Source organism: Azohydromonas lata, from assembly GCF_034427735.1.
Lineage (GTDB): Bacteria > Pseudomonadota > Gammaproteobacteria > Burkholderiales > Burkholderiaceae_C > Azohydromonas > Azohydromonas lata.
Map to the genome: position 1 here is coordinate 13,637 of NZ_JAXOJX010000022.1, position 20,348 is coordinate 33,984.

At 71.3% G+C, this 20,348-nt stretch carries 16 protein-coding genes; 4 read left to right on the top strand and 12 right to left on the bottom strand.

The window, feature by feature from the left end:
* Positions 1-23: 23 nt before the first annotated feature.
* From SM757_RS14325 to SM757_RS14380, 12 genes are all read right to left on the bottom strand, one after another.
* Positions 24-1,595, bottom strand: a complete 1,572-nt coding sequence (locus tag SM757_RS14325; RefSeq protein WP_322465980.1) for a methyl-accepting chemotaxis protein — start codon at positions 1,593-1,595, stop codon at positions 24-26.
* A gap of 235 nt (positions 1,596-1,830) precedes the next feature.
* Positions 1,831-3,633, bottom strand: coding sequence for a methyl-accepting chemotaxis protein (locus SM757_RS14330; RefSeq protein WP_322465981.1), 1,803 nt, complete (start codon positions 3,631-3,633; stop codon positions 1,831-1,833).
* Between the two features lie 422 nt (positions 3,634-4,055).
* Positions 4,056-6,236, bottom strand: coding sequence for a family 1 glycosylhydrolase (locus SM757_RS14335; RefSeq protein ID WP_322465982.1), 2,181 nt, complete (start codon positions 6,234-6,236; stop codon positions 4,056-4,058).
* Positions 6,237-6,240: 4 nt separating this feature from the next.
* Entirely contained in the window at positions 6,241-7,515 is a 1,275-nt protein-coding gene (gene glf, locus SM757_RS14340; RefSeq protein ID WP_322466026.1) for a UDP-galactopyranose mutase, read from the bottom strand.
* A gap of 173 nt (positions 7,516-7,688) precedes the next feature.
* Positions 7,689-9,269: a cytochrome D1 domain-containing protein gene (locus tag SM757_RS14345; protein ID WP_322466027.1), complete on the bottom strand. Its 1,581-nt coding sequence runs from the start codon at positions 9,267-9,269 to the stop codon at positions 7,689-7,691.
* Positions 9,270-9,528: 259 nt separating this feature from the next.
* On the bottom strand, positions 9,529-10,734 hold the full coding sequence (gene nirJ, locus SM757_RS14350) for a heme d1 biosynthesis radical SAM protein NirJ (RefSeq protein WP_066338996.1): 1,206 nt from the start codon (positions 10,732-10,734) through the stop codon (positions 9,529-9,531).
* 2 nt (positions 10,735-10,736) lie between these two features.
* Positions 10,737-11,816 (bottom strand): siroheme decarboxylase subunit beta, encoded by a 1,080-nt coding sequence (ahbB, locus tag SM757_RS14355; RefSeq protein WP_322465983.1) that lies wholly within the window; start codon positions 11,814-11,816, stop codon positions 10,737-10,739.
* Complete coding sequence (gene ahbB / locus SM757_RS14360) at positions 11,809-12,801, bottom strand: siroheme decarboxylase subunit beta (protein ID WP_322465984.1); 993 nt, start codon at positions 12,799-12,801, stop codon at positions 11,809-11,811. Before ahbB (SM757_RS14360) ends, ahbB (SM757_RS14355) begins: the two co-directional genes overlap by 8 nt.
* 91 nt (positions 12,802-12,892) lie before the next feature.
* Positions 12,893-14,113 (bottom strand): cytochrome D1 domain-containing protein, encoded by a 1,221-nt coding sequence (locus tag SM757_RS14365; protein WP_407655760.1) that lies wholly within the window; start codon positions 14,111-14,113, stop codon positions 12,893-12,895.
* The gene (locus tag SM757_RS14370; RefSeq protein ID WP_322465985.1) at positions 14,110-14,436 is read right to left on the bottom strand and encodes a c-type cytochrome; all 327 of its coding nucleotides are present in this window, start codon (positions 14,434-14,436) and stop codon (positions 14,110-14,112) included. The genes SM757_RS14365 and SM757_RS14370 overlap by 4 nt, the downstream gene beginning before the upstream one ends.
* Positions 14,437-14,450: 14 nt before the next feature.
* Positions 14,451-14,765, bottom strand: coding sequence for a c-type cytochrome (locus SM757_RS14375; RefSeq protein ID WP_322465986.1), 315 nt, complete (start codon positions 14,763-14,765; stop codon positions 14,451-14,453).
* 130 nt (positions 14,766-14,895) lie between these two features.
* Positions 14,896-16,644 (bottom strand): cytochrome D1 domain-containing protein, encoded by a 1,749-nt coding sequence (locus tag SM757_RS14380; protein ID WP_322465987.1) that lies wholly within the window; start codon positions 16,642-16,644, stop codon positions 14,896-14,898.
* Between the two features lie 153 nt (positions 16,645-16,797).
* On the opposite strand from SM757_RS14380, the gene cobA reads away from it, so the two are divergent.
* From cobA to ubiT, 4 genes are all read left to right on the top strand, one after another.
* The gene (cobA, locus tag SM757_RS14385) at positions 16,798-17,616 is read left to right on the top strand and encodes a uroporphyrinogen-III C-methyltransferase (protein WP_322465988.1); all 819 of its coding nucleotides are present in this window, start codon (positions 16,798-16,800) and stop codon (positions 17,614-17,616) included.
* A 212-nt stretch (positions 17,617-17,828) separates the two neighbouring features.
* On the top strand, positions 17,829-18,842 hold the full coding sequence (ubiU, locus tag SM757_RS14390) for a ubiquinone anaerobic biosynthesis protein UbiU (protein WP_322465989.1): 1,014 nt from the start codon (positions 17,829-17,831) through the stop codon (positions 18,840-18,842).
* 5 nt (positions 18,843-18,847) lie between these two features.
* The gene (locus SM757_RS14395; RefSeq protein ID WP_322465990.1) at positions 18,848-19,786 is read left to right on the top strand and encodes a U32 family peptidase; all 939 of its coding nucleotides are present in this window, start codon (positions 18,848-18,850) and stop codon (positions 19,784-19,786) included.
* Positions 19,783-20,265: a ubiquinone anaerobic biosynthesis accessory factor UbiT gene (gene ubiT / locus SM757_RS14400; protein ID WP_322465991.1), complete on the top strand. Its 483-nt coding sequence runs from the start codon at positions 19,783-19,785 to the stop codon at positions 20,263-20,265. Before SM757_RS14395 ends, ubiT begins: the two co-directional genes overlap by 4 nt.
* Positions 20,266-20,348: the final 83 nt, after the last annotated feature.

The following is a 20,348-nucleotide window of genomic DNA, read 5'->3' on the forward strand; positions in this document are numbered from 1 at the left end:
CCGCGCGGGGCCGCGCCGGCGGCTCAGGCCGCCGCCAGCGCCGGTGCGTGCTGCGCCAGGCGGAACACCGCCACCGCCTCCACCAGGCGCTGCGCCTGCGAGCTCAGGCTTTGGGCCGCGGCGGCGCTTTCCTCCACCAGCGCGGCGTTCTGCTGCGTGACGCGGTCCATCTGGCCCACGGCCTCGCCGACCTGGGACACGCCCTGGCTTTGCTCCAGGCTGGCGTGGCTGATCTCGCCCATGAGGTCCGTCACGCGCTTGATGGCGCTGACCACGTCCTGCATGGTCTGCCCGGCCTGGTCGGCCAGCGCCGAGCCTTCGCCCACGCGCTGCACGCTCACGCCGATGAGGTCCTTGATCTCGCGCGCGGCCCCCGCGCTGCGCTGCGCCAGGGCGCGCACCTCGCCGGCCACCACGGCGAAGCCGCGGCCGGCCTCGCCGGCGCGTGCCGCTTCCACCGCGGCGTTGAGCGCGAGGATGTTGGTCTGGAAGGCGATGCCGTCGATGACGCCGATGATGTCGGCGATGCGGCGCGAGCTTTCCTCGATGCCGCGCATGGTGTCCACCACCTTCGCCACGACCTGGCCGCCCTGGACGGCGACGTCCGAGGCGCCCTGCGCGAGCTGGTTGGCTTGCTGCGCGGTGTCGGCGTTGTGGCGCACGGCGCCGCCGAGCTGGTCCATGGAGGCGGCGGTCTGCTGCAGCGAGGAGGCCTGCTCCTCGGTGCGCTGGCTCAGGTCCAGGTTGCCCTGCGAGATCTGGGCGCTGGCCGTGGCCACGCCCTCGGCGTTGCGCCGCACGTGGGCCACGGTGCTGGTGAGGCGATCCTCCATGACAGCCAGCGCGCCCAGGAGCTGCGCGGCCTCGTCGCGGCCCTCGGCCCGCACGCCCTGGGTCAGGTCACCCTCGGCCACGCGCAGCGCCACTTCGCAGGCGCGGCGCAGCGGCACGGTGATGGAGCGCGTGATGCGCCAGGCCAGCAGCACCGAGGCCGCCAGCATCAGCAGCGCGCCGCTCACGAGCTCGTTGCGCGCCCAGGCGTAGGCCTCGCGCGCCTGGGCGTTGCTGTGCGCATTGGCCGCCTCCTGCAGCCGGATGCTGTCCTGCAGCAGGTCCTGCCAGCGCTGCGTGCGCGGCTGCGACTCGGTCAGCAGCAGCGCCAGGGCCTCCTGGCGCTGGCCGGCCAGCGCCAGTTGCACCACCTGGGTGTTGATGCCGCGCGTGGCGTTGCGCGCCTCGTCCACCTGCGCGAAGCGGGCCTTGATCTCCTCGTCGGCGGGCAGCGCGTCCAGCGCCTGGCGTGCCGCGTCGTAGGCGCTGCGGTACTCGGCGATGCGCGTCACCTCGGCCTCCACAGCGGCCTTGTCCTCCAGCAGCATGAGCGTGCGCATGGAGCGCAGCACCCGGTGGATGGCGTCGTTCATCTCGTGCGACAGCGCGATCTTCACGTTGCTGTCCTCGACGACGCGGTCCAGGTTGTCCTGTATGCGGGCGAGCTGGTGGACGCCCAGCGCGGCTGAAGCCAGCGCCATGGCCACGATCACGCCAAAAGCGGCGGCCAAGCGCTGGCCAATGCGGAAATTCACGAGTTTCATGGGATGCGACGGGGGTGCGTGCGATCCGATGCAATCTAGTCACAGAACTTTACATCAAGCTTAGTAACACTTGTGTTTTACCTCTTGACAAATGTCTGATGTTTTCATGCTTGGATTTTCTGTGTGCATGAGATGCGCATGAGACGAAAAAAAACCGCCAGCTCCGTGGCCGTGCTGGCGGCGGGGGCTGGCGGCGCTGCGGCCCGGCGGGCCGGGGCTCAGACGGCGGCCGGGGTCAGAACGAGGTCCACTCCGCGCTGTCGTCGCTTTGCATGGCGCGGGGCGACGGCGTGTCGCGGCCGGCCGGCAGGGCAGGCTGCGCGGGCGGGGCCAGGCGTGAGGCCCGGGGTGCCGGCGCGTCCGGCCTGGCCTTGGTCGCGTATGGCGTCGTGGAGGGCGCCATGGGCGTGTAGGCCGCCGCCGGGGCCGTGGGCGCGCCGTAGGCGAAGGACTGCGCGCCGCCGTCCAGGCGGAACACCGCCACCGCCTCCACCAGGTGCTGGGCCTGGGTGCGCAGCCGCTCGGCGGCGGCGGCGCTGTCCTCCACCAGCGCGGCGTTCTGCTGCGTGGCGCGGTCCATGCCGCTGACGGCTTCGGCCACCTGGGCCACGCCCTGGCTTTGCTCGACGCTGGCGTGGCTGATCTCGCCCACGAGGTCGGTGACGCGCTTGATGGCGGCCACGACTTCTTCCATGGTGTGGCCGGCCTGGTCGGCCAGTGCCGAGCCCTGGTCCACGCGGCTGACGCTGTCGGTGATCAGGCCCTTGATCTCCTTGGCCGCCGTGGCGCTGCGCTGCGCCAGGGTGCGCACCTCGCCGGCCACCACGGCGAAGCCGCGGCCCTGCTCGCCGGCGCGCGCGGCTTCCACCGCGGCGTTCAGGGCCAGGATGTTGGTCTGGAAGGCGATGGCGTCGATGACGTTGATGATGTCGGCGATCTTGCGCGAGCTCTCCTCGATGCCGCGCATGGTGTCCACCACCTGCGCCACGACCGCGCCGCCCTTGACGGCCACGTCCGAGGCGCCCTGGGCGAGCTGGTTGGCCTGCTGCGCGTTGTCGGCGTTGTGGCGCACGGTGCTGCCGAGCTCGTCCATGGAGGCGGCGGTCTGCTGCAGCGCCGTGGCCTGCTGCTCGGTGCGCTGGCTCAGGTTGTGGTTGCCCTGGGCGATTTGGGCGCTGGCGGAGGCCACGCCCTCGGCGTTGCGGCGCACTTCGCCCACGGTGCTCACCAGTTGCGCGCGCATGGCGGCCATGGCGGCCATGAGGCTGCCCTCGGCCGCGCCGTGGCGGGCCACGTCGCTGCAGAGGTCGCCCTGGGCGATGTCGCGCGCCACGCGCGTGGCTTCCTCGGGCTCGCCGCCGAGCTGCCGCGTGATGCTGCGCGTGATCCACACGCCCAGGCCCACCGCCAGGCCTATGGCCAGCAGCGGCCCGGCGATGAGCACGACCATGTTGATGCCGCGCGTGCGCTGGGCCGTGGCGATGCTGGCGGCCGCGGCCTCGCGCTGCGCCTTGTCGAATTCATCGTGCACGGCGCGGAAGTTGTCCATGGCGGCCTGGTCCAGGCCTTCCATGAAGGTGCCCACCAGGTCGGCCAGCAGGCCCCTGCCGGAGGCGATCTCGCGGCGTTCCTGGAGCAGCGGCGTGATCACCTTCTCGAACTCGACGCGGCGGGCGTCCATGCCCTCCAGCCGCTTGAGCTGGGCCGGCTCGTCGGCCACCAGGGCGCGTGCCCCGGCCAGGTGCTTCTCGAAGGACTTGTGGCCATCGTCCCAGGCGGCCAGGAAGCGCTCGTCGCCGCTGAGCAGGAAGCCGCGCGCACCGCCCTGCATGGCCAGCATGTCGCGCAGCATGTCGTCGGCCGTGGTGGCGGCCTCCCCGGTGCGGGTGTTGGTGCGTTCCGCGTCTTCCAGCTTCAGCGCGGTGTAGAGCGAGGCGCCCGCCACCGCCAGCAGCACCAGCACCACCAGGCCGAAGGCCAGTGACAGGCGCTGCGCCACGGTCATGCGCGCGGGCGATATGGGGTTGCGCGCGCTCATAGTCCGCGCTCCAGCGTGGCGGGCAACGAAAACCGCGGCGCAGCTTCAGTGCGGCAGCGGCGTGCAACGGGCGGCAAACAGGCCGGCATGGTCGTCCTCCTGGGGCTTGGACAGGCCGGCCCGCACATGGACAAGCCGCTGCCCGCTGTGGTGGTGTGACGGGCAAAAAAGCACTCCGCGACCAGGCGCGGTTTGCCGTTTGGCTTCAATGTAACTAGAAATTTCTTGCGGGTGTCACGGTGTTGCTTGCTGTTCGCACACCGCGCGAAAAAGTGCGTTTGTCACGCTGTTGAAAGCGATCCGCGTTTAGAACGTGCGCGAAAGCGGCCGTTGGGCGGACGCCGGATCGCCGCGGCGCCACGGGATCAACGGGGCGTCCGGCAAAAAAGCGGCCAGCCCGCCGCCGCGGTGGCCCAGGGCGCTTACAGGCCGAAGGCCGGCGCCGGGGCGCCCTCGTGCAGCCGCTGCGGGGCTTCGGCCAGGAAGCGCTGCAGCGCGTCTTCCAGCCGCGGCGTGAGCTCGCCGCGCTCGCTGGTGAGGGCGCTGTAGGGCGGGCGCGCGGCGCGCAGGCCCAGCGAGCCGCTGTCCACGGCACGCACCAGTGCGCACGGGTGGCCGGCGGCCTCGGCCGCGGCGCAGGCCAGCGCGTACCAGCTCAGCGCGCCGCGGTTGGCCACGTGCCACAGCCCCTTCTGCCCATCCACCAGCAGGTCCAGGCAGGCGTTGACCAAGTCGGGCACATACGTGGGCGAGACGATCTGGTCGTCCGGCGCCGTCCAGGTCTCGCCGCGCGCAAGCCGCTCCAGCCCCAGGTGCAGGAAGTTGTGGCGGTCCCAGGGGCCGAAGAAGGCGCTGGTGCGCACCACCAGCGAGCCCGGCACGCGCGCCAGCGCCCGCTCGGCGCGGGCCTTGGCGCGGCCGTAGGCGTTGAGCGGGTTGACGGGATCGCTCTCGCGGTAGGGGCGCTGCTGGCGGCCGTCGAAGACGAGGTCGCTGGAGAAGGTGAGCACCGGCACGCCGGCATGGCCGCAGGCGCGCGCCAGCGCCATGGGCCCCAGGGCGTTGTCGTGCCACTGGCGCGGGTCGTCTTCGGCGTCGTCCACGCGCACGTAGCCCGCGGCATTGATGACGGCCCAAGCGCCGCTGGATTGCAGCAGCGCGCGCACGGCTGCGCCGCGGGTGATGTCCAGCTCCTCGCGGCGCAGCAGCCGGTAGGGCAGGCCGCGTTGGCGGCACAGCCGCGCGAAGGCCTGGCCCAGCGTGCCGCGCGCGCCCACGATGAGCACGGGTGGCCCGCCGCAGCGCCGGCTTTGCACCTCGCCGTGGGGCAGGTAGACGTGGCGCTCCTCGCGATGCCACCAGCCCGCGCCTTGCAGCACCGGGTGCGAGGGCTCGCGCCCGGCGGCCAGGTCGCGCGCCAGGGCGGCCAGCGCGGTTTCGCGCGGCGTTGGGCCGCGCACGTCCCAGGCGCCGCTTTCGTAGTGGCCACGCGGCCGGGTGAGCAGGCTGTCCCAGTCGAAGGTGCCGAAGGCCGCCCACAGCGTGAGCGCGCGCAGCTTGACGCCGCGCGAGCGCAGCGCTTGGGCGGCGCTCCAGGCCTGCGCCAGCCAGCGCATCTGCTCCTCGCGGGTACAGCCGATGTGGACCTCGGTGATGGCCAGCTCGTGCCCGGGGTAGCGTGCCGCCACCTCGCGCAGCCGCGCCTCGAAGCCGCCCACGTGCGCGCCCAGCACGCGCACGGCCTCGGTGTCCACGTAGCGGTCGCGGCCGTTGCCGCCGTGCAGGTGCGCCGGGTAGCGCTCCAGCCGGTGGTCCAGGAAGCGCTCGCTGGTGATGTAGTGGTTCACGCCGATGAGCATGTCGGCCTCGGGGGCCTCGCGCAGCGCGTCCAGCTCCCGCGGCGTGGCGCCGTGGTCCAGCAGGTAGCCGCGCAGGGGGTGGTGCTCGTCCACGCGGCCGGCCAGCAGGTCCAGGGCCAGCCAGCGGCGGGCGTTGTCGTGGCGGGCCTGGTACTGCAGTGGCGGCGTGGAGTGGATGAAGCCTATGTCCTCGGTCTGCACCAGGCGGGCCGCGGGCTGCGCCTCGCGCAGCGCGCGCATCGCCGCGGCCGTGCCCATCACCTCGTTCATGAGGGCGCGCACGAAGCTGCGGCCGTCGGCGCGGTGCGGATACCAGATGCCGTAGAGGCCTGAAAAGCGCGCCGTGGTGACGGGCTCGTTGACCGGCGTCCACAGCGTGGCCCAGGGGTAGCGCTCGGCCACGGCGCGGGCGAAGGCGGCGAGCTTGCCCGGGAAGGCGTCGTCCAGCAGGCTGGTGTGGCGCGGGCCGCTGCCGTGGTGCAGCAAGCCCACGATGGGCTCCAGCCCAAGCTCGCGCAGCCGCGCCATGCGCGCGTCGGCCCACGTGAAGTCCAGCGTGCCGTCGGCCTGCTCGGTGCGCTCCCACAGGATGGGGAAGCGCACACGCCTGGCGCCCAAGGAGGCCAGCCGGTCCAGGTCGTCCAGGCGGTGGTTGAAACCGCTGCATTCGAGCTGGTCGATGTAGCGATCGCCTATGCGGTTGACGGTCGCCTCGGGGGCGGCCCACAGCTCCAGCCCGGCCATCGCGTCAGGTGGCAGCGCTGCCGTTGAGCGGCGCGTGCGGCAAGGAGGCTTCGCGCCGCGTGCGGCCCGCGGCCGTGGAAGCCGCAGGCACAAGGGTCTCGGGCGCCAGCGCCACCGGCTCGGCGGCCTCGCCGCCGAGCTGCGCCTTGAGCTTGCGGAAGGTGGTGAGCGCCTGGGCCACGACCTGGTCCATGTTGTAGTACTTGTAGGTCGCCAGCCGGCCCACGAAGCTCACGTTGGGCACCTGCTCGGCCTCGGCCTGGTAGAGGCGGTAGAGCTCGGCGTTCTGCGGCCGCGGCACGGGGTAGTAGGGGTCGCCCTCGTCGCAGGGGAACTCGTAGACCACGGAGGTCTGCGCGTGCGCCTGGCCGGTGAGGTGCTTGAACTCCGTCACGCGGGTGTAGGCGTAGTCGTTGGGGAAGTTGACGGTGCCCACGCTCTGGAAGTGCTCCTGCGGCAGCGTCTGGTGCTCGAAGCGCAGGCTGCGGTAGGGCAGCTTGCCGTGGCGGTAGTCGAAGTAGGCGTCGATGGGGCCGGTGTAGACCATGTGCCGCCACGGGAAGACGTGCTCGATCTCGCGGTAGTCGGTGTTGAGCATCACCTTGATGTTCGGGTGCGCGAGCATGCGCTCGAACATGCGGGTGTAGCCCGCGCGCGGCATGGCCTGGAAGGTGTCGGTGAAGTAGCGGTCGTCGCGGTTACAACGGGTGGGCACGCGCGCGGTGACGCTGGCGTCGAGCTCCGAGGGGTCCAGCCCCCATTGCTTGCGCGTGTAGCCGCGGAAGAACTTGTTGTAGAGGTCGCGGCCGACCTTGCTGACCACCATGTCCTCGGAGGTCTTCACGCTCTCCAGCTTCTCGGCCATGGAGGCGAGGAAGGCCTCCATCTGCTGCGCCGTGAGGTTCATGCCGTAGAGGCGGTTGACGGTGTCGAGGTTGATGGGCATGGGCAGCAGCTGGCCGTCCACGCTGGCGAGCACGCGGTGCTGGTAGGGGCGCCACTCGGTGAAGCGCGAGAGGTAGTCGAAGACCTCGGCCGAGTTGGTGTGGAAGATGTGCGGGCCGTAGGGGTGGACGAGCAGTCCGGCGTCGTCGTAGCGGTCGTGGGCATTGCCGCCGATGTGTGGGCGCTTGTCGCACACGAGCACGCGCAGTCCGAGCTGGCTGGCCAACCGCTCGGCCAGCACGCTGCCGGCAAAGCCGGCACCGACCACGAGCACGTCGAACCCGCCGGACGCGGCGGCCGGGCGCGGTTGGGCGGCCAGACCGCTGGTATTGATGGAACCCACGGGCATCTCCTGTCAGGACTTCACAAAGACAGGGCTTGGACGGCAATGCGCGTGCCGGGGGGATTTCCCGGGGCCAGGGCAAGGGACCTTGCGAGGGCAGGCGCTCGCCAAGCCAGCCTCGCAGCGGTGCGCTGCCGGCGGCTTTTTCAAGGCGCGCTGCCGCCTCAGTGCGACGTCCCTTCCGAGCGCGTGATCTTGTTCCACACGTTGTACTTGCCCACGGGCTTGCTCATGGGCAGGCGCTTGACCTCCTTGAGCGTTTGCGCGTCGTAGACGATGAGGGCGCCGTCCATCTCCCACAAGCTCACCAGGGCGAAGCGGCCGTCCCGGGTGAACTCGGTGTGGGCCAGGGTGCGGCCGGGCTCGCGTATCTGCGCGGCCACCTGCAGCGTGCGCTTGTCTATGAGGGTGAGCGTGTCCCGGGCGCCCGGGCTCATCATGGAATCGGTCCAGGCGTAGGGCGTGGCCTCGTGGCTGCGCATGAAGAAGCCCGGGCCCGGCGTGGCGATGCGCTGCAGCGGCCGCCAGGTCTTCATGTCGATCACGTCCACCGCGCCGCCTTGCAGGTTGGGGCTGGCCAGCACCGTGCTGCCCTTGAAGGGGAAGGTGATGCCCGACCCCAGGTGCGGCATGCCGGCAATGGGCAGCTCGGCGATCTTGCGGCGGATGTCGAGGTTCACCACCTGCGCCGTGGGCGGGGCTTGCGTGGGCGCCTGCGCGTCGCCCGGGGCGGCGGTGCGCGGGCGTGTCGCGCCCAGGGCATGGGCATAGCTTTGGTCGAAGAAGAAGTCGTCCAAAGGCTCGTCCAGCAGCGTGCGGCGAATGCCGAACGTGCCGGGCTGGGCGATGGCCTCGCCTTGTCTGTAGTCGTGCACGTAGCCGTCGAAGATGGGCTCGGCCTGGGGGTCGTAGCTGATCTCCCACAGCTCCGGGATGTCCTTGAGTGCGACGACGAAACTCTTGCGCGGCGCGGCGTCGTAGACAGCCGACACGCGCGAGCTGGCCTGGCCGTCCAGCGTCGTGGCGGCGTAGGTCTTGACGAGGTTCAGCGCCGCGTCGAAGAGGGCCAGCGTGTGCGGCAGGTAGTTGGCGGCCATGAGCCACTTTCCGTCGCCGCTCACGGCCACGTTGCGCATGTTCAGGCCCGCGCGCACCTCGGCCACCACCTGCAGGTTCCACAGGTCGTACTTGGTGATCCAGCCGTCGCGCGAGCCGAAGTACACGAAGCGCCCGTCCGGGCTGAACTTCGGCCCGCCGTGCAGCGCGAAGCGCGAGGCGAAGCGGTGGATGACTTCGAAACGGTCGCCGTCCACCAGCGACACGTGGTGGTCGCCGCCCTCGACCACCACGAACAGGTTCATAGGGTCGGCCTTCCATGCCGGCTTGGCGGGCAGCTCCTTCGCGTTGGGCGCCGCGGTGCGCGAGGCGCGTATGGCGGCCTCGCCCCACGTGGGCGCGGGCGAGACGGGGGCGTAGATCCAGGCAGCCAGCGCCTGCACGTCCTCGGCGGCGAGTTTTTCTCCGAAGGCCGGCATCTGCGTGGCGGCGCGGCCGTGGGTGATGACCTGGCGCGCCTCGGCGGGCTTCAATCGCTCCAGGCTTTGCGGCAGCAGCGCCGGGCCCATGCCGCCCAGGCGCTGCCCGCCGTGGCAGGCGGCGCAGTGCGCCTGGTAGAGCGCGGCGGCGCGGATGGAGTTGTCGGCCGGCTCGCCCGCCTCGGCGGCGCGGGCCAGGTCCACGCCCATGGCCACCAGGCCGGCGGCCAGCGCCAGGGGGCCGATCCAGCGCTTGCCGTGAGCCAGGGCGGCCGAACCCCACTTCGTCATGCCCGCGAAAGCGGGCATCCACGAACGACGGGACTGTTCCCCTGGCGAGGCTTTGCCTGACGATGGCTTGTCCGGGGCTGCCGTTTCGGCACGCGTGGATGCCCGCTTTCGCGGGCATGACGAGCTATTTTGTGTGGCGTGCCGGCGTTGGCCCAACTTTCTTGTGCCCATGGCGCCCTCAGTGCGGCTGGTAGCTGAACGGCGTGATCGCCACGCGCTTGCCCGGCTGCGCCAGGCCGATCTCGGCGTCGTCGAGATAGCAGCCCGGGTCCTCGGCCCACGGGTCGCCGGTGAGCTGCTGCGCGCGCACGCGGGTGTTGCCGCCGCAGATGTCCAGGTACTGGCAACCCGCGCAGCGGCCCTGCACGGCGCGCGGCTGCTGCTTGAGGCCGGCCATGAGCGGGTCGGACAGGTCGTTCCAGATGGCGGAGAAGGGCCGCTCGCGCACGCTGCCCAAGTCGTGGTGCCACCACATGGTGTCCGGGTGCACGTGGCCCAGGTTGTCGATGTTGGCCACGTTGAGGCCGGAGGCGTTGCCGCCCCATTGGCGCAGGTGCAACTGCAGGTGGGGCAGCCAGTGCGGCAGCTGCCTGGCGGCCCACCGCAGCAGGAAGGGCCCGTCGGCGTCGTTGTTGCCGGTGACGTACTCCTCGCCGCCGCCGCGGCGCGCGTCCTCCCAGGCGCGGTCGAAGATCAGCTCCAGCGCCTCGCGCGTGGCCTCGAAGCGCGCGTCGCGCCCGCGGTGCAGGTTGCCGCGCCCGGCGTAGTTCAGGTGCGAGAAGTAGAACTTGGGGATGCCTTCGGCGCGCATGAGCTCCAGCAGCGGGCGCAGGTCGGCGGCGTTCATGTCCGTCATGGTGAAGCGCAGGCCCACGCGCACGCCGCGGTCGCGCAGCAGCCGCACGGCATTCAAGCTGCGGTCGAACGCGCCTTGCAGGCGGCGGAAGCGGTCGTGCACCGCCTGCAGGCCGTCCAGGCTGATGCCCACGTAGTTGAAGCCCACCTGCGCGATGCGCTCGGCCCACGCCGCGTCGATCAGCGTGCCGTTGGTGGACAGGCCCACGTAGAAGCGCTGCTGCAGCGCGCGGCGGGCGATGTCCAGGATGTCCGGCCTCAGCAGCGGCTCGCCGCCGGAGAGGATGAGCACCGGCACGCCGAAGGCTTTCAGGTCGTCCATGACCGTGAAGACTTCTGCCGTGTCCAGCTCGCCCGCGTAGTCGTGGTCGGCCGAGAGGGCGTAGCAGTGCTTGCAGGTGAGGTTGCAGCGGCGGATGAGGTTCCAGATCACGACCGGCCCGCGCGGCTTGCGGCCCTCGGCCAGCGCATAGGTGCCCGTGCGCTCGGCCTGGGCCAGCGCGTGCATGTAGTGGGAGATGCGGAACATGGTCAAACCCCCTGCGGGTGCAGGCGCAGCCCGGTCTTCTTGAGCACCGCGCTGGAAAAGAGGATGTCGTGGCTGCGGCAGGCCGCGCCCAACAGCTCGGCCACGGCCTCGGCCTGGGCGTGCACCGAGGTGCGCGAGCGCCCGTGCAGCATGGCGAACAGGTTGTAGGGCCAGCCCGGGCGGCGCGGGCGGCGGTAGCAGTGGCTCACGCCGGGCAGCCGGCCCACGGCCTCGCCCAGGGCGTCCACCTGGTCGTCGTCCACGTCCCACACGCTCATGCCGTTGGCGGTGAAGCCCAGGCGCACGTGGTGGGGCACGGCGCCGATGCGGCGTATGAGGCCGCGCGCGAGCATGTCCTGCAGCGCGGCGCGCACGGTGGCGGATGACGTGCCCAGCGTGGCGGCCACGGCCTCGTAGGGGCGCTCCACCAGCGGCAGCCCGCTTTGCGTGGCCGCCACCAGGGCGCGCTCGAAGTCGGTCAAGGGACGCGACGCCGCTGCGTGCGCAACCTGCGCGGGCTGCGGCGCGGGCTGGGCCGCGGGCAAGTCCATGCCCCAGGCGCCGGCACGCAGCGGCAGCCGCAGCTCCACGTGGTACTCGCGCTCCTTGGGGAAGGCGTGCACCTGCAGCGCCGTGGCGAAGGCGATGCGGCCCAGCGCCTCCTGCGCCGCCGCGGGCGTCTCCGCCGCGATGACGAACCACATGTTGAGCCGGTGCTCGCGCCGGTAGTTGTGCGCCACCTCCGGCATGGCGTGCAGCAGTGCGGCCACGGTGTCGAAGTCCGATTCCGGCACCTCCATGGCGGCCAGGACGAACAGGCCCCCGGCGCGCTCGATCTGGAACAGCGGCCCAAAGCGCGTGAGTTGCCCGCGCGCCAGCAGCCGGTGCAGCCGCTGCAGCACCTGCGCCTCGTCCATGCCCAGATGCGCGCCGACCTCGGCGAACGGGCGCTCGGACAGTGGAAAGCCGCCGTGCAGGTGCTCTATGAGCAGGATGTCGGCGGCGCTGAGCGCGGGCAAGGCGTCCTCTGCGCGGCCGTCGTCGGCGGCGCACAGGGGCGCCGCGAAGTCGGGTTCATGCATGTTGAAGCTCCTTTGGGCTGCCGAAGTAGCGCGCGCCGCGCTGCATGAAACGGCGGCGGCTGAAGAGCACGGCGCGCGGCGCGTCGTGCAGGCCGGCCGCGGCGGCGGCGCAGGCCAGTTGCGCCAGCACCTGTGCGCGCTCGCGGCCGTGCACCATGGCGTAGAGGTTGTAGGGCCAGGCCTGGGCGCGGCGGCGGCGGTAGCACAGCGTCACGCCCGGCTGCTGCGCCAGCAGCGCGCCGGCGGCGTCCACCTGCTCGTCGGCCACGTCGAAGACGCACATGGCGTTGTGGCTGATGCCCAGCTCGTGGTGGCGCACCACCACGCCGAAGCGGCGCAGCGTGCCGCGCGCGAGCCAGCCCTGCAGCGTGTCCAGCACCGCGCCGGTGTCGCGGCCCAGCCCGGCGGCCCAGGCGGCATAGGGCTGCTCCACCAGCGGCAGGCCCTCGCCGGCCAGGGCGGCCAGCGCGCGGTCGGCGTCGGCCACGGGCGCCGCCGGGGAAAGCGGCGAAGGGGCCAACGCCATGCGGCGTGGGCGCGGCGCCTGCAGCAGGTCAAAACCCAGGTCTATGCGGTAGGCGCGCTGCATGGGCAGGCGCAGCGCGCGCAATCCCGTGTCGGCATCCAGCGCGTCCACGGCTCGCTCCACGGCCTGCGCGTCCACGCCCGTCATCACGAACCAGAGGTTGAAGCGGTGCTCGCGCTCGTAGTTGTGGTTGACGCCGGGGTGGGCCGAGACGACGGCGGCCACCCCGTCCAGCCGCACGGGCTCCACGGCATAGGCGCACAGCAGCGCCGCGCCGCCCGCACCCGCGGCGAACACGCCGCCTATGCGGCTCAAGCTCCCTTCGGCCTGCAGCGCGCGGTAGTGCTGCAGCACCTCGCGGGCGCCGCAGCCCAGTTGCCGGCCCACGGCGTCGAAGGGCTGGGGCAGCAGCGGAAAGCCGTGCTGCCAGTCGTTGAGCAGGTGCAAACGGGCGTTCATGGCGCCACCTTTCCGGCCCGCAACACCCCGTCATGCCCGCGAAAGCAGGCATCCACGAACGCTGTCCCGGCCGCCGGTTGGCAAGTGGTTTTCACAATCCCACCCTCCCGGCCCGGCTGGTGAAGAAGATGCCGCTGGGCGCTTCCATCGGCAGTTGGGCCAGCGTCTGGAAGCTGGCCGTGTCCACGACGGAGACGCGGTTGGCGTCGCGCGAGCTGATCCACACCGCCTCGCCGCGCGGCGTGAATTCCAGGTGCAGCACGGCCGCGCCCGGCTCCAGCGTGCGCACCACGCGGCGCGAGGGCGTGTCTATGACCTGCACGCGCTGGTAGTCCGGCACGGCGAAGTTCACCCACACCTGGCGGCCGTCCGGGCGCGCCATCACGAACACCGGCTGCCCGGCCACGGCGATGCGGTCCACCTCGGCCCAGGTCTCGGTGTCCACCACCAGCACCTCGTGCCGGCCTATGGCGGGCAGGTAGGCGTGGCGCCCGGCCACGGCCCAACCGCGCAGGTGCGGCATCTTGAACACCGGCAGCGGCGCCTCGCCGCGGCCGTAGCCGGCCAGGATGCGGCGCGCGCGCGGCGCGTCGTCCCACAGGTCGATGAGAGATAAACCGTCCTCGCCGAAGAGGCCGGCGATGTAGTGCCGCCCGTTGGGCGTGACCAGCGCGTCGTAGGGCTGGCGGCCGACGTCGCGGAATTTGGTGAGGCGCGGCGCCTTGGGCTCGGACAGGTCGGCGATCCAGATTTCGCCCGCGTCGAAGAGCGCGTAGATGAAGCGCGAGCCCGGCAGGTCGGCCAGGCCCACCACACGCGAGGGCTTGCCGTCGGCGCCCACGGCCGGGATGTCGGCCACGGCGGCGAGCGTGCGCGCGTCGAACACCTTGATGCCGCCGGGCTGGTAGTTCTGCGCGGCCACCAGGCGCCCGTCCTGCGAGATGGCGCCGCCTATGGAGTTGCCGGCCTGCATGACGCGGCCGGTGAGCTTCATTTGCAGCAGGTCCACGCGGCTGAGCGCGCCGTCGCGGCCGAAGACGAAGGCGCTGGCCGCGTCGCGCGAGAACACCACGGAGGCGTGCGAGAGGTCTCCCAGGCCGTCCACGCGGCCCAGCACGCGTGGCTCGCTGGTGTTGACGATGGCCAGGCGGCCGCTGGCGCGCTCCACCACCACGCCCAGGTCGCCCGTGCCGGCCGAGGGCGCGGCCCACGATGGGGCCGACAGCGGGGAGGGCGCCGAGGCGCAGCCGGCCAGGCCCAGCAGCGCGGCGCCGCCCGCGGCGGCCCGCAGCCAGTGGCGGCGTTGGATCATGGGGAAACCTCCGGCACGCCCGCGAGAAGCTGGCGGGCGAGCCACTGCGCCTCGTCGGCGCTCATGAAGCGGTTCCACGGCGGCATGGGCGTGCCCGGCCGGCCGTGGTAGATGGTGGCGGCCAGGCTGTCCGGCGGCAGGGCCGCCAGCGCCTGGCGCGTGAGGGCGGGCCCCAAGCCGCCGGTCAGGCGCATGCCGTGGCAGGAGCCGCAGTCCTGGCGCAGCAGCCGCAGCAGCTCGGCCTGGCGCGCGGCGGGCACGTCCTGTGCGGCGGCGCCGGCACAGGCCAGGGCCAGCGCGAGGGCGAAAAGCTGCGGCCTCATGCGGTGCCTGGCGTTCAGGACTTGAGAATCTGCTCCACCGCCGCCTTGAGCTCGGTGTCGCCTATCTTGTCCGGCCCGTTGGGCGACATGGGGATGGGGCCGAAGCTGCCGGCGCCGCCCTTGCACACCTTGTCCATGAGCTGGGCGGTGACGTCCTGGCCCTTGTACTTGGCGGCGATGTCCTTGAAGGACGGGCCCACGACCTTCTTGTCCTTGGCATGGCAGGCCATGCAGCCGGCCTTGTTCAGCGACGCGTCCACGTCGGCGAAGGCGGGCGCGGACAGCAGCGCGGCCACCGCGGCGGCGCTGCCCATGAGCAGGGATTTCATGCTGGTCTTCTCCAGGTTGGGTCTGCTGGCGTGAAAGCCCTCGGCCCAATCCCGCTGGCCAAGAGGCTGCGGGGTCGTGCAAAGCAGGCCGGGGCCAAGGCGCGGGCCGTTGTGGCCGCACCCACTCAACTCAGTAGATGTCGTGCTGCGTGTTGTGGACGTTGAAGTGGCCCGTGGGCGTGACCAGGCGCGGGTCCTTGATCACGGCCTTGAGCTTGAGCGTCTTGTCGTCCACCACCACCAGGGCGCTTTGCTTGTCCTTGGCGGACCACACGGAGAACCACACCTCGTCGCCGTTCTTGTTGAACTCCGGCTGCACCACGCGCATGGCGCCGCCGTCGTTGAGGCCCGCCCACTCGGCGATGGGCAGCACGGTGAAGCCCTTGTCGAGGTTCTTGACGTCGTACACCGCCACCGACTGCGACAGCTTGGGATCGGGGTTGAGCGGCGTGTCCACGTACAGGTGCTCGGACTTCGGGTGGCTCTTGAGGAACAGCGAGCCGCCGCCCTGGCCCTTGATCTTGGCGACCTCCTTGAAGGCGTACTGCTTGTGCTTGACGGGGTCGGTGCCGATGAGCGAGATGGTCTCGTCGCCCAGGTGGCCGGTGGACCACACCGGGCCGAACTTCGGGTGCACGAAGTTGGCGCCGCGGCCCGGGTGCGGGATCTTGCCCACGTCCACCAGGGCGGCGAGCTTGTCTTCCTTGGCGTCGATCACGCCCACCTTGTTGCTCTGGTTGGCCGCCACCATGAAGTAGCGCTTGCTCGCGTCCCAGCCGCCGTCGTGCAGGAAGCGTGCGTTGGCAACTTCCGTGACCTTGAGCGCGTCCAGGTTGGAGTAGTCCACCATCAGCGTCTTGCCGGTTTCCTTGACGTTGACGATGAACTCCGGCTTGAAGTGGGATGCCACGATGGAGGCCACGCGCGGCTCGGGGTGGTACTCCTGCTTGTCCACCGTCATGCCGCGCGTGCCCACGATCTTGAGCGGCTCCAGCGTGTCGCCCTTCATGATCACGTATTGCGGCGGCCAGTAGGCGCCGGCAATGGCCAGCTTGTCGGTGAAGTCGCCTTCCTTGCCCTTGTACTTGCTGGTGTCCACCGACCGCGCTTCCAGGCCGATGCGGATCTCCGCCACGTTGTCGGGCTTGGGCATCCACAGGTCGATCATGTTGACGCGGCCGTCGCGCCCAATCACGTACAGGAAGCGGCCGGACGCGGAGGTGCGCGAGATGTGCACCGCGTAGCCGGTCTTGACGATGTTGACGATCTGCTTGGTGTCGCCGTCTATGAGCGCCACCTCGCCGCTGTCGCGCAGCGTGGTGGAGAAGATGTTGGCGATGTTGTAGTTGTTCTCCTTCTTGGCGGGCCGCTTCTCCGGCGGGATGAGCACCTTCCACGTGCCCTTCATCTCGGCCATGCCCCACTCCGGCGGCTGCGGCGGGTCCTGCTGGATGTAGCGGGCCATGAGGTCCACGTCCTGGTCGTTGAACTCGCCGGAGGTCAGCCAGTTGGGCATGCCCGCGGCCGAGCCGTAGGCGATGAACACCTTCAGGTAGTCCGTGCCCTTGGCCAGGGTGATGTCGGGGGTGAGCGGCTTGCCGGTGGCGCCCTTGCGCAGCACGCCGTGGCAGCCGGCGCAGCGTTCGAAATAGGTCTTGCGCGCCTTGTCGAACTCCGCCTGCGTCATGGGCGGCGCCTTGGGATTGGCGCTCTGGTACATGGGCTCGCCGGCCAGGGGCGAGCCGCCGGCCTGGTAGCCGGCCTCGGGGGCCGTGGCGTGGGGCTTGGCGTCGGCCTGGGCGTCCTGGGCCTGCGCCTGCAGCGCCAGCACCGACATCAGGGCGGCGGCGGCCAGTGTGGAAACTTTCAGGGGTCTCATGCGGGCTTCTCCTCTTCTTGCGGCAACTTGTCGTTGAGCCGGGAGGCATGCTCTGCCCGCGCCGCGCAGGCGTCCTTGAACTGGTTTAAGGACGGAATCGCTGCGCCTGCGGACCATGGCTGCCAACGCAACCGAAGCGAGCCCGATCAAGCCATGAGCGTTTTGGACGAACCGCTGTTCTTCGCCGGCCTGCCGCTGCAGGACGCGCCGCGCGCGGCCCGCGTCACGCTGGTGGGCGCCGGCCCCGGCGACCCCGAGCTGCTCACCGTGCGCGCCGAGCGCGCGCTGCGCTGCGCCTCGCTGGTGCTCTACGACCACCTGGTCTCGCGCGAGGTGCTGCGCCTGGTGCCCGATGGGGCGGACTTGATCTATGTCGGCAAGGAAAGCGCGCGCCACACGCTGCCGCAGGAGGACATCTGCGCCCTCATGGTCCGCCTGGCGCGCAGCGGGCGGGCGCTGGTGCGGCTGAAGGGCGGCGACCCCTACATCTTCGGCCGCGGCGGCGAGGAGGCGCAGGCCCTGGCCGCCGCGGGCGTGCCTTTCGAGATCGTCCCCGGCATCAGCGCCGCGCAGGCCGCCGCCGCCGAGGCCGGCATGCCGCTCACGCACCGCGACCACGCCACCAGCGTCGTCCTGGCCACCGGCCACCGCCGCGCCGGCGCCAAGGACGCGGTGGACATGGATTGGGCGGCGCTTGCGCGCTCGCACCAGACGGTGGTGATCTACATGGGCGTGTCCACGCTGCCCACGGTGTGCGCGCAACTGCAACGGCACGGCCTGCCGGCGGACACGCCCGCGGCGCTGGTGGAGCGCGCCTCGCAGCCCGGCTGCCGCCGCGTGGTGGGCACGCTGCGGACGCTGCCCGCGCTGGCGCGGCATCACGAGGTGCGCCCGCCGGCCCTGCTGATCGTGGGCGGCGTGGTGGCGCTGCACGCGCAACTGGCTGCGCGCGGCACGGCCCTCACGGCTTGAAAGGAGCGCTGGCCGCAGGCCTGTAGGAGGCCCGCTGGCGGGCCGAACGCCCTGCGGGATGCCGCTCTTCGCGGCCACCGGTTCGGCCCGCCAGCGGGCCAATGTCCCTAGCAATCCAATGTTTTTCAGCAATTCGCCAGCTTCTGGACGTGGGTCAACCCCGTGCGAAACCTGATGCAGACAATGCCCCATCCGATGTTTGGAACGACGGGATGACTTTCCTACGCAAACCCGAGCTGGTGGCCCCTGCCGGCTCGTTGCGTGCGCTGCAGCTGGCCGTGGATGCCGGCGCCGATGCCGTGTACGTGGGCCTGAAGGACGCGACCAATGCGCGCAACTTCGCCGGCCTCAACTTTGACCTGGCCCAGGCCCGCGAGGGCGTGCGCTACGCCCATGCCCGCGGCCGCCAGGTCTTGATGGCGCTCAACACCTTTGCCCGCGCCGGCGACAGCGAGCGCTGGTTCCGCGCCGTGGACACGGCCGTGGCCATGGGCGCCGACGCGCTCATCTGCGCCGACACCGCCGTGCTCGCCTACGCCAGCAAGTCGCACCCGCAGTTGCGCCTGCACCTGAGCGTGCAGGCCTCGGCCACCAGCTACGAGGCCATCGAGTTCTACCGCGAGCGCTACGGCATACAGCGCGCCGTGCTGCCGCGCGTGCTCACGCTCAGCCACGTCGGCCACCTCGCGCGCCACACCACGGCGGAGATCGAGGTGTTCGGCTTCGGCAGCCTGTGCGTGATGGTGGAAGGGCGCTGCGCGCTGTCCTCCTACGCCACGGGCCAGTCGCCCAACAACGCCGGCGTGTGCTCGCCCGCCTCGGCCGTGCGCTGGGAGGAAACGCCCCGCGGCGTGGACGCGCGGCTCAACGGCGTGCTCATAGACCGCTACGCGCCCAACGAGTCGCGCGGCTACCCCACGCTGTGCAAGGGCCGCTTCGACGTGGAGGGCCGGCGCGAATACGCCATCGAGGAGCCCACCAGCCTCAACAGCATGGCGCTGCTGCCGCAGCTCATGGCCCTGGGCATCTCGGCCATCAAGCTGGAGGGCCGCCAGCGCAGCGCCAGCTACGTCGAGCAGGTCACGCGCATCTGGCGCCAGGCCATAGACCGCTGCGCCGCCGACCCCGAGAACTTCGACATGGCCCCGTCCTGGGAAGCCGGCCTGGCCCGCCACGCCGAGGCCCAGCAGCACACGCTGGGCGCCTACAGCCGGCCCTGGAGATGAGCGCCATGGCCATCCAGGACAACGCATCGCCCATGGGCCTGACCGTCGGCCCCGTGCTCTACCACTGGAGCCGCGCGTCGCTCACGCAGTTCTATGCCGACGTGGCCGACAGCCCCGCCGACACCGTGGTGCTGGGCGAGGTGGTGTGCTCGCGCCGCCGCGAATACAAGGCCGCCGACTGGTTGTCGCTCGCCCTGGAGCTGCGCCAGGCCGGCAAGGAAGTCATTCTCGGCACGCAGGCGCTGATCGAGAGCGAGGCCGAGCTGCGCACCCTGCGCGAGCGCTGCGCGCAGGACGACTTTCTCGTCGAGGCGGGCGACGCCTCCGCGCTGCGCCGGCTGCAGGGCCGCCGCTTCACCTTGTCGCCGCACGTCAACGTCTACAGCCGCGAGGCGCTGCAGGAGCACGCCGCGCTGGGCGCGGTGCGCTGGGTGCCGCCGGTGGAGCTGGACCTCGCCACCATCGCCCGCATCAACCCGGCCGACGACCCCGTGCGTACCCCGGCGGGCGAGGCCGTGCAGACGGAGATCTTCGGCTTCGGCCGCATGCCGCTGGCCTTCTCGGCCCGCTGCTTCACGGCACGCCACTACAAGCTGCCCAAGGACGAGTGCGAATTCCGCTGCCTGGCCGATCCGGACGGGCTGCTGCTGAAATCCACCGAGGGCGCGGACTTCCTCGTCCTCAACGGCATACAGACGCAATCGGCCGGCCTGCAGTGCCTGCTGGACCGCGGGCCGGCGCTGCGCGGCGCGGGCATCACGCGGCTGCGCCTGTCGCCCTGCGCCCAGGGTTTTATCGAGGTGCTCAAGCTGCACCACGCCGTGCTGCGTGAAGGCCTGGACGCGACGCAGGCGCTGCGCGAATTGAATGCGCTGTCCCTGCCGGGCGCGCTGGTCAACGGCTACGCGCTGGGTGGCGCGGGCCTGGAATGGAGAGCGGCATGAAGGCCGACGAACTGTTGAACAAGCTGCCGCCCATGCCGCAGGGGCTGCGCCGCCTGGTGGCGCGGCTGCCCTGGCAGCCGCCCAGCCTGGTGCTGGCGCTGGGCCTGCAGCGGCTGCTGTGGCCCAAGCTGGACGAGTGGCAGCGCAACGAGCTCGCGCGCAGCGTGGTGGAAGTGGAGGTGATCGACCTGGGCCTGCGCGGCCGGGTGTGGATTGCCCCGCAGGCCGGCTTCGAGGTCGCGCCGTCCTCCCTGGCGCCGCGCGTGCGCATCAAGGCCCGCGCGGCCGACTACCTGCGGCTGCTGCGCGGGCAGGAGGACCCCGACCGCCTCTTCTTCGAGCGGGCGCTGGTGATCGAAGGCGACACCGAATACGCGCTGCTGCTCAAGAACACGCTGGACGCCGTGGGCCCGCTGCAGCTCGATGCCTCGGTGCTGCCGCGCCCGCCCGCATTCCCTTTCCGGCGCCGCGGCGCCTGATGACCTTCTTCGTGTTGTCCTCGAAGGCTTGATCGTGTGCCGGCTGCGGCCGGCGTGGCGCAAGCGTTATGGGGCCGGCTTGC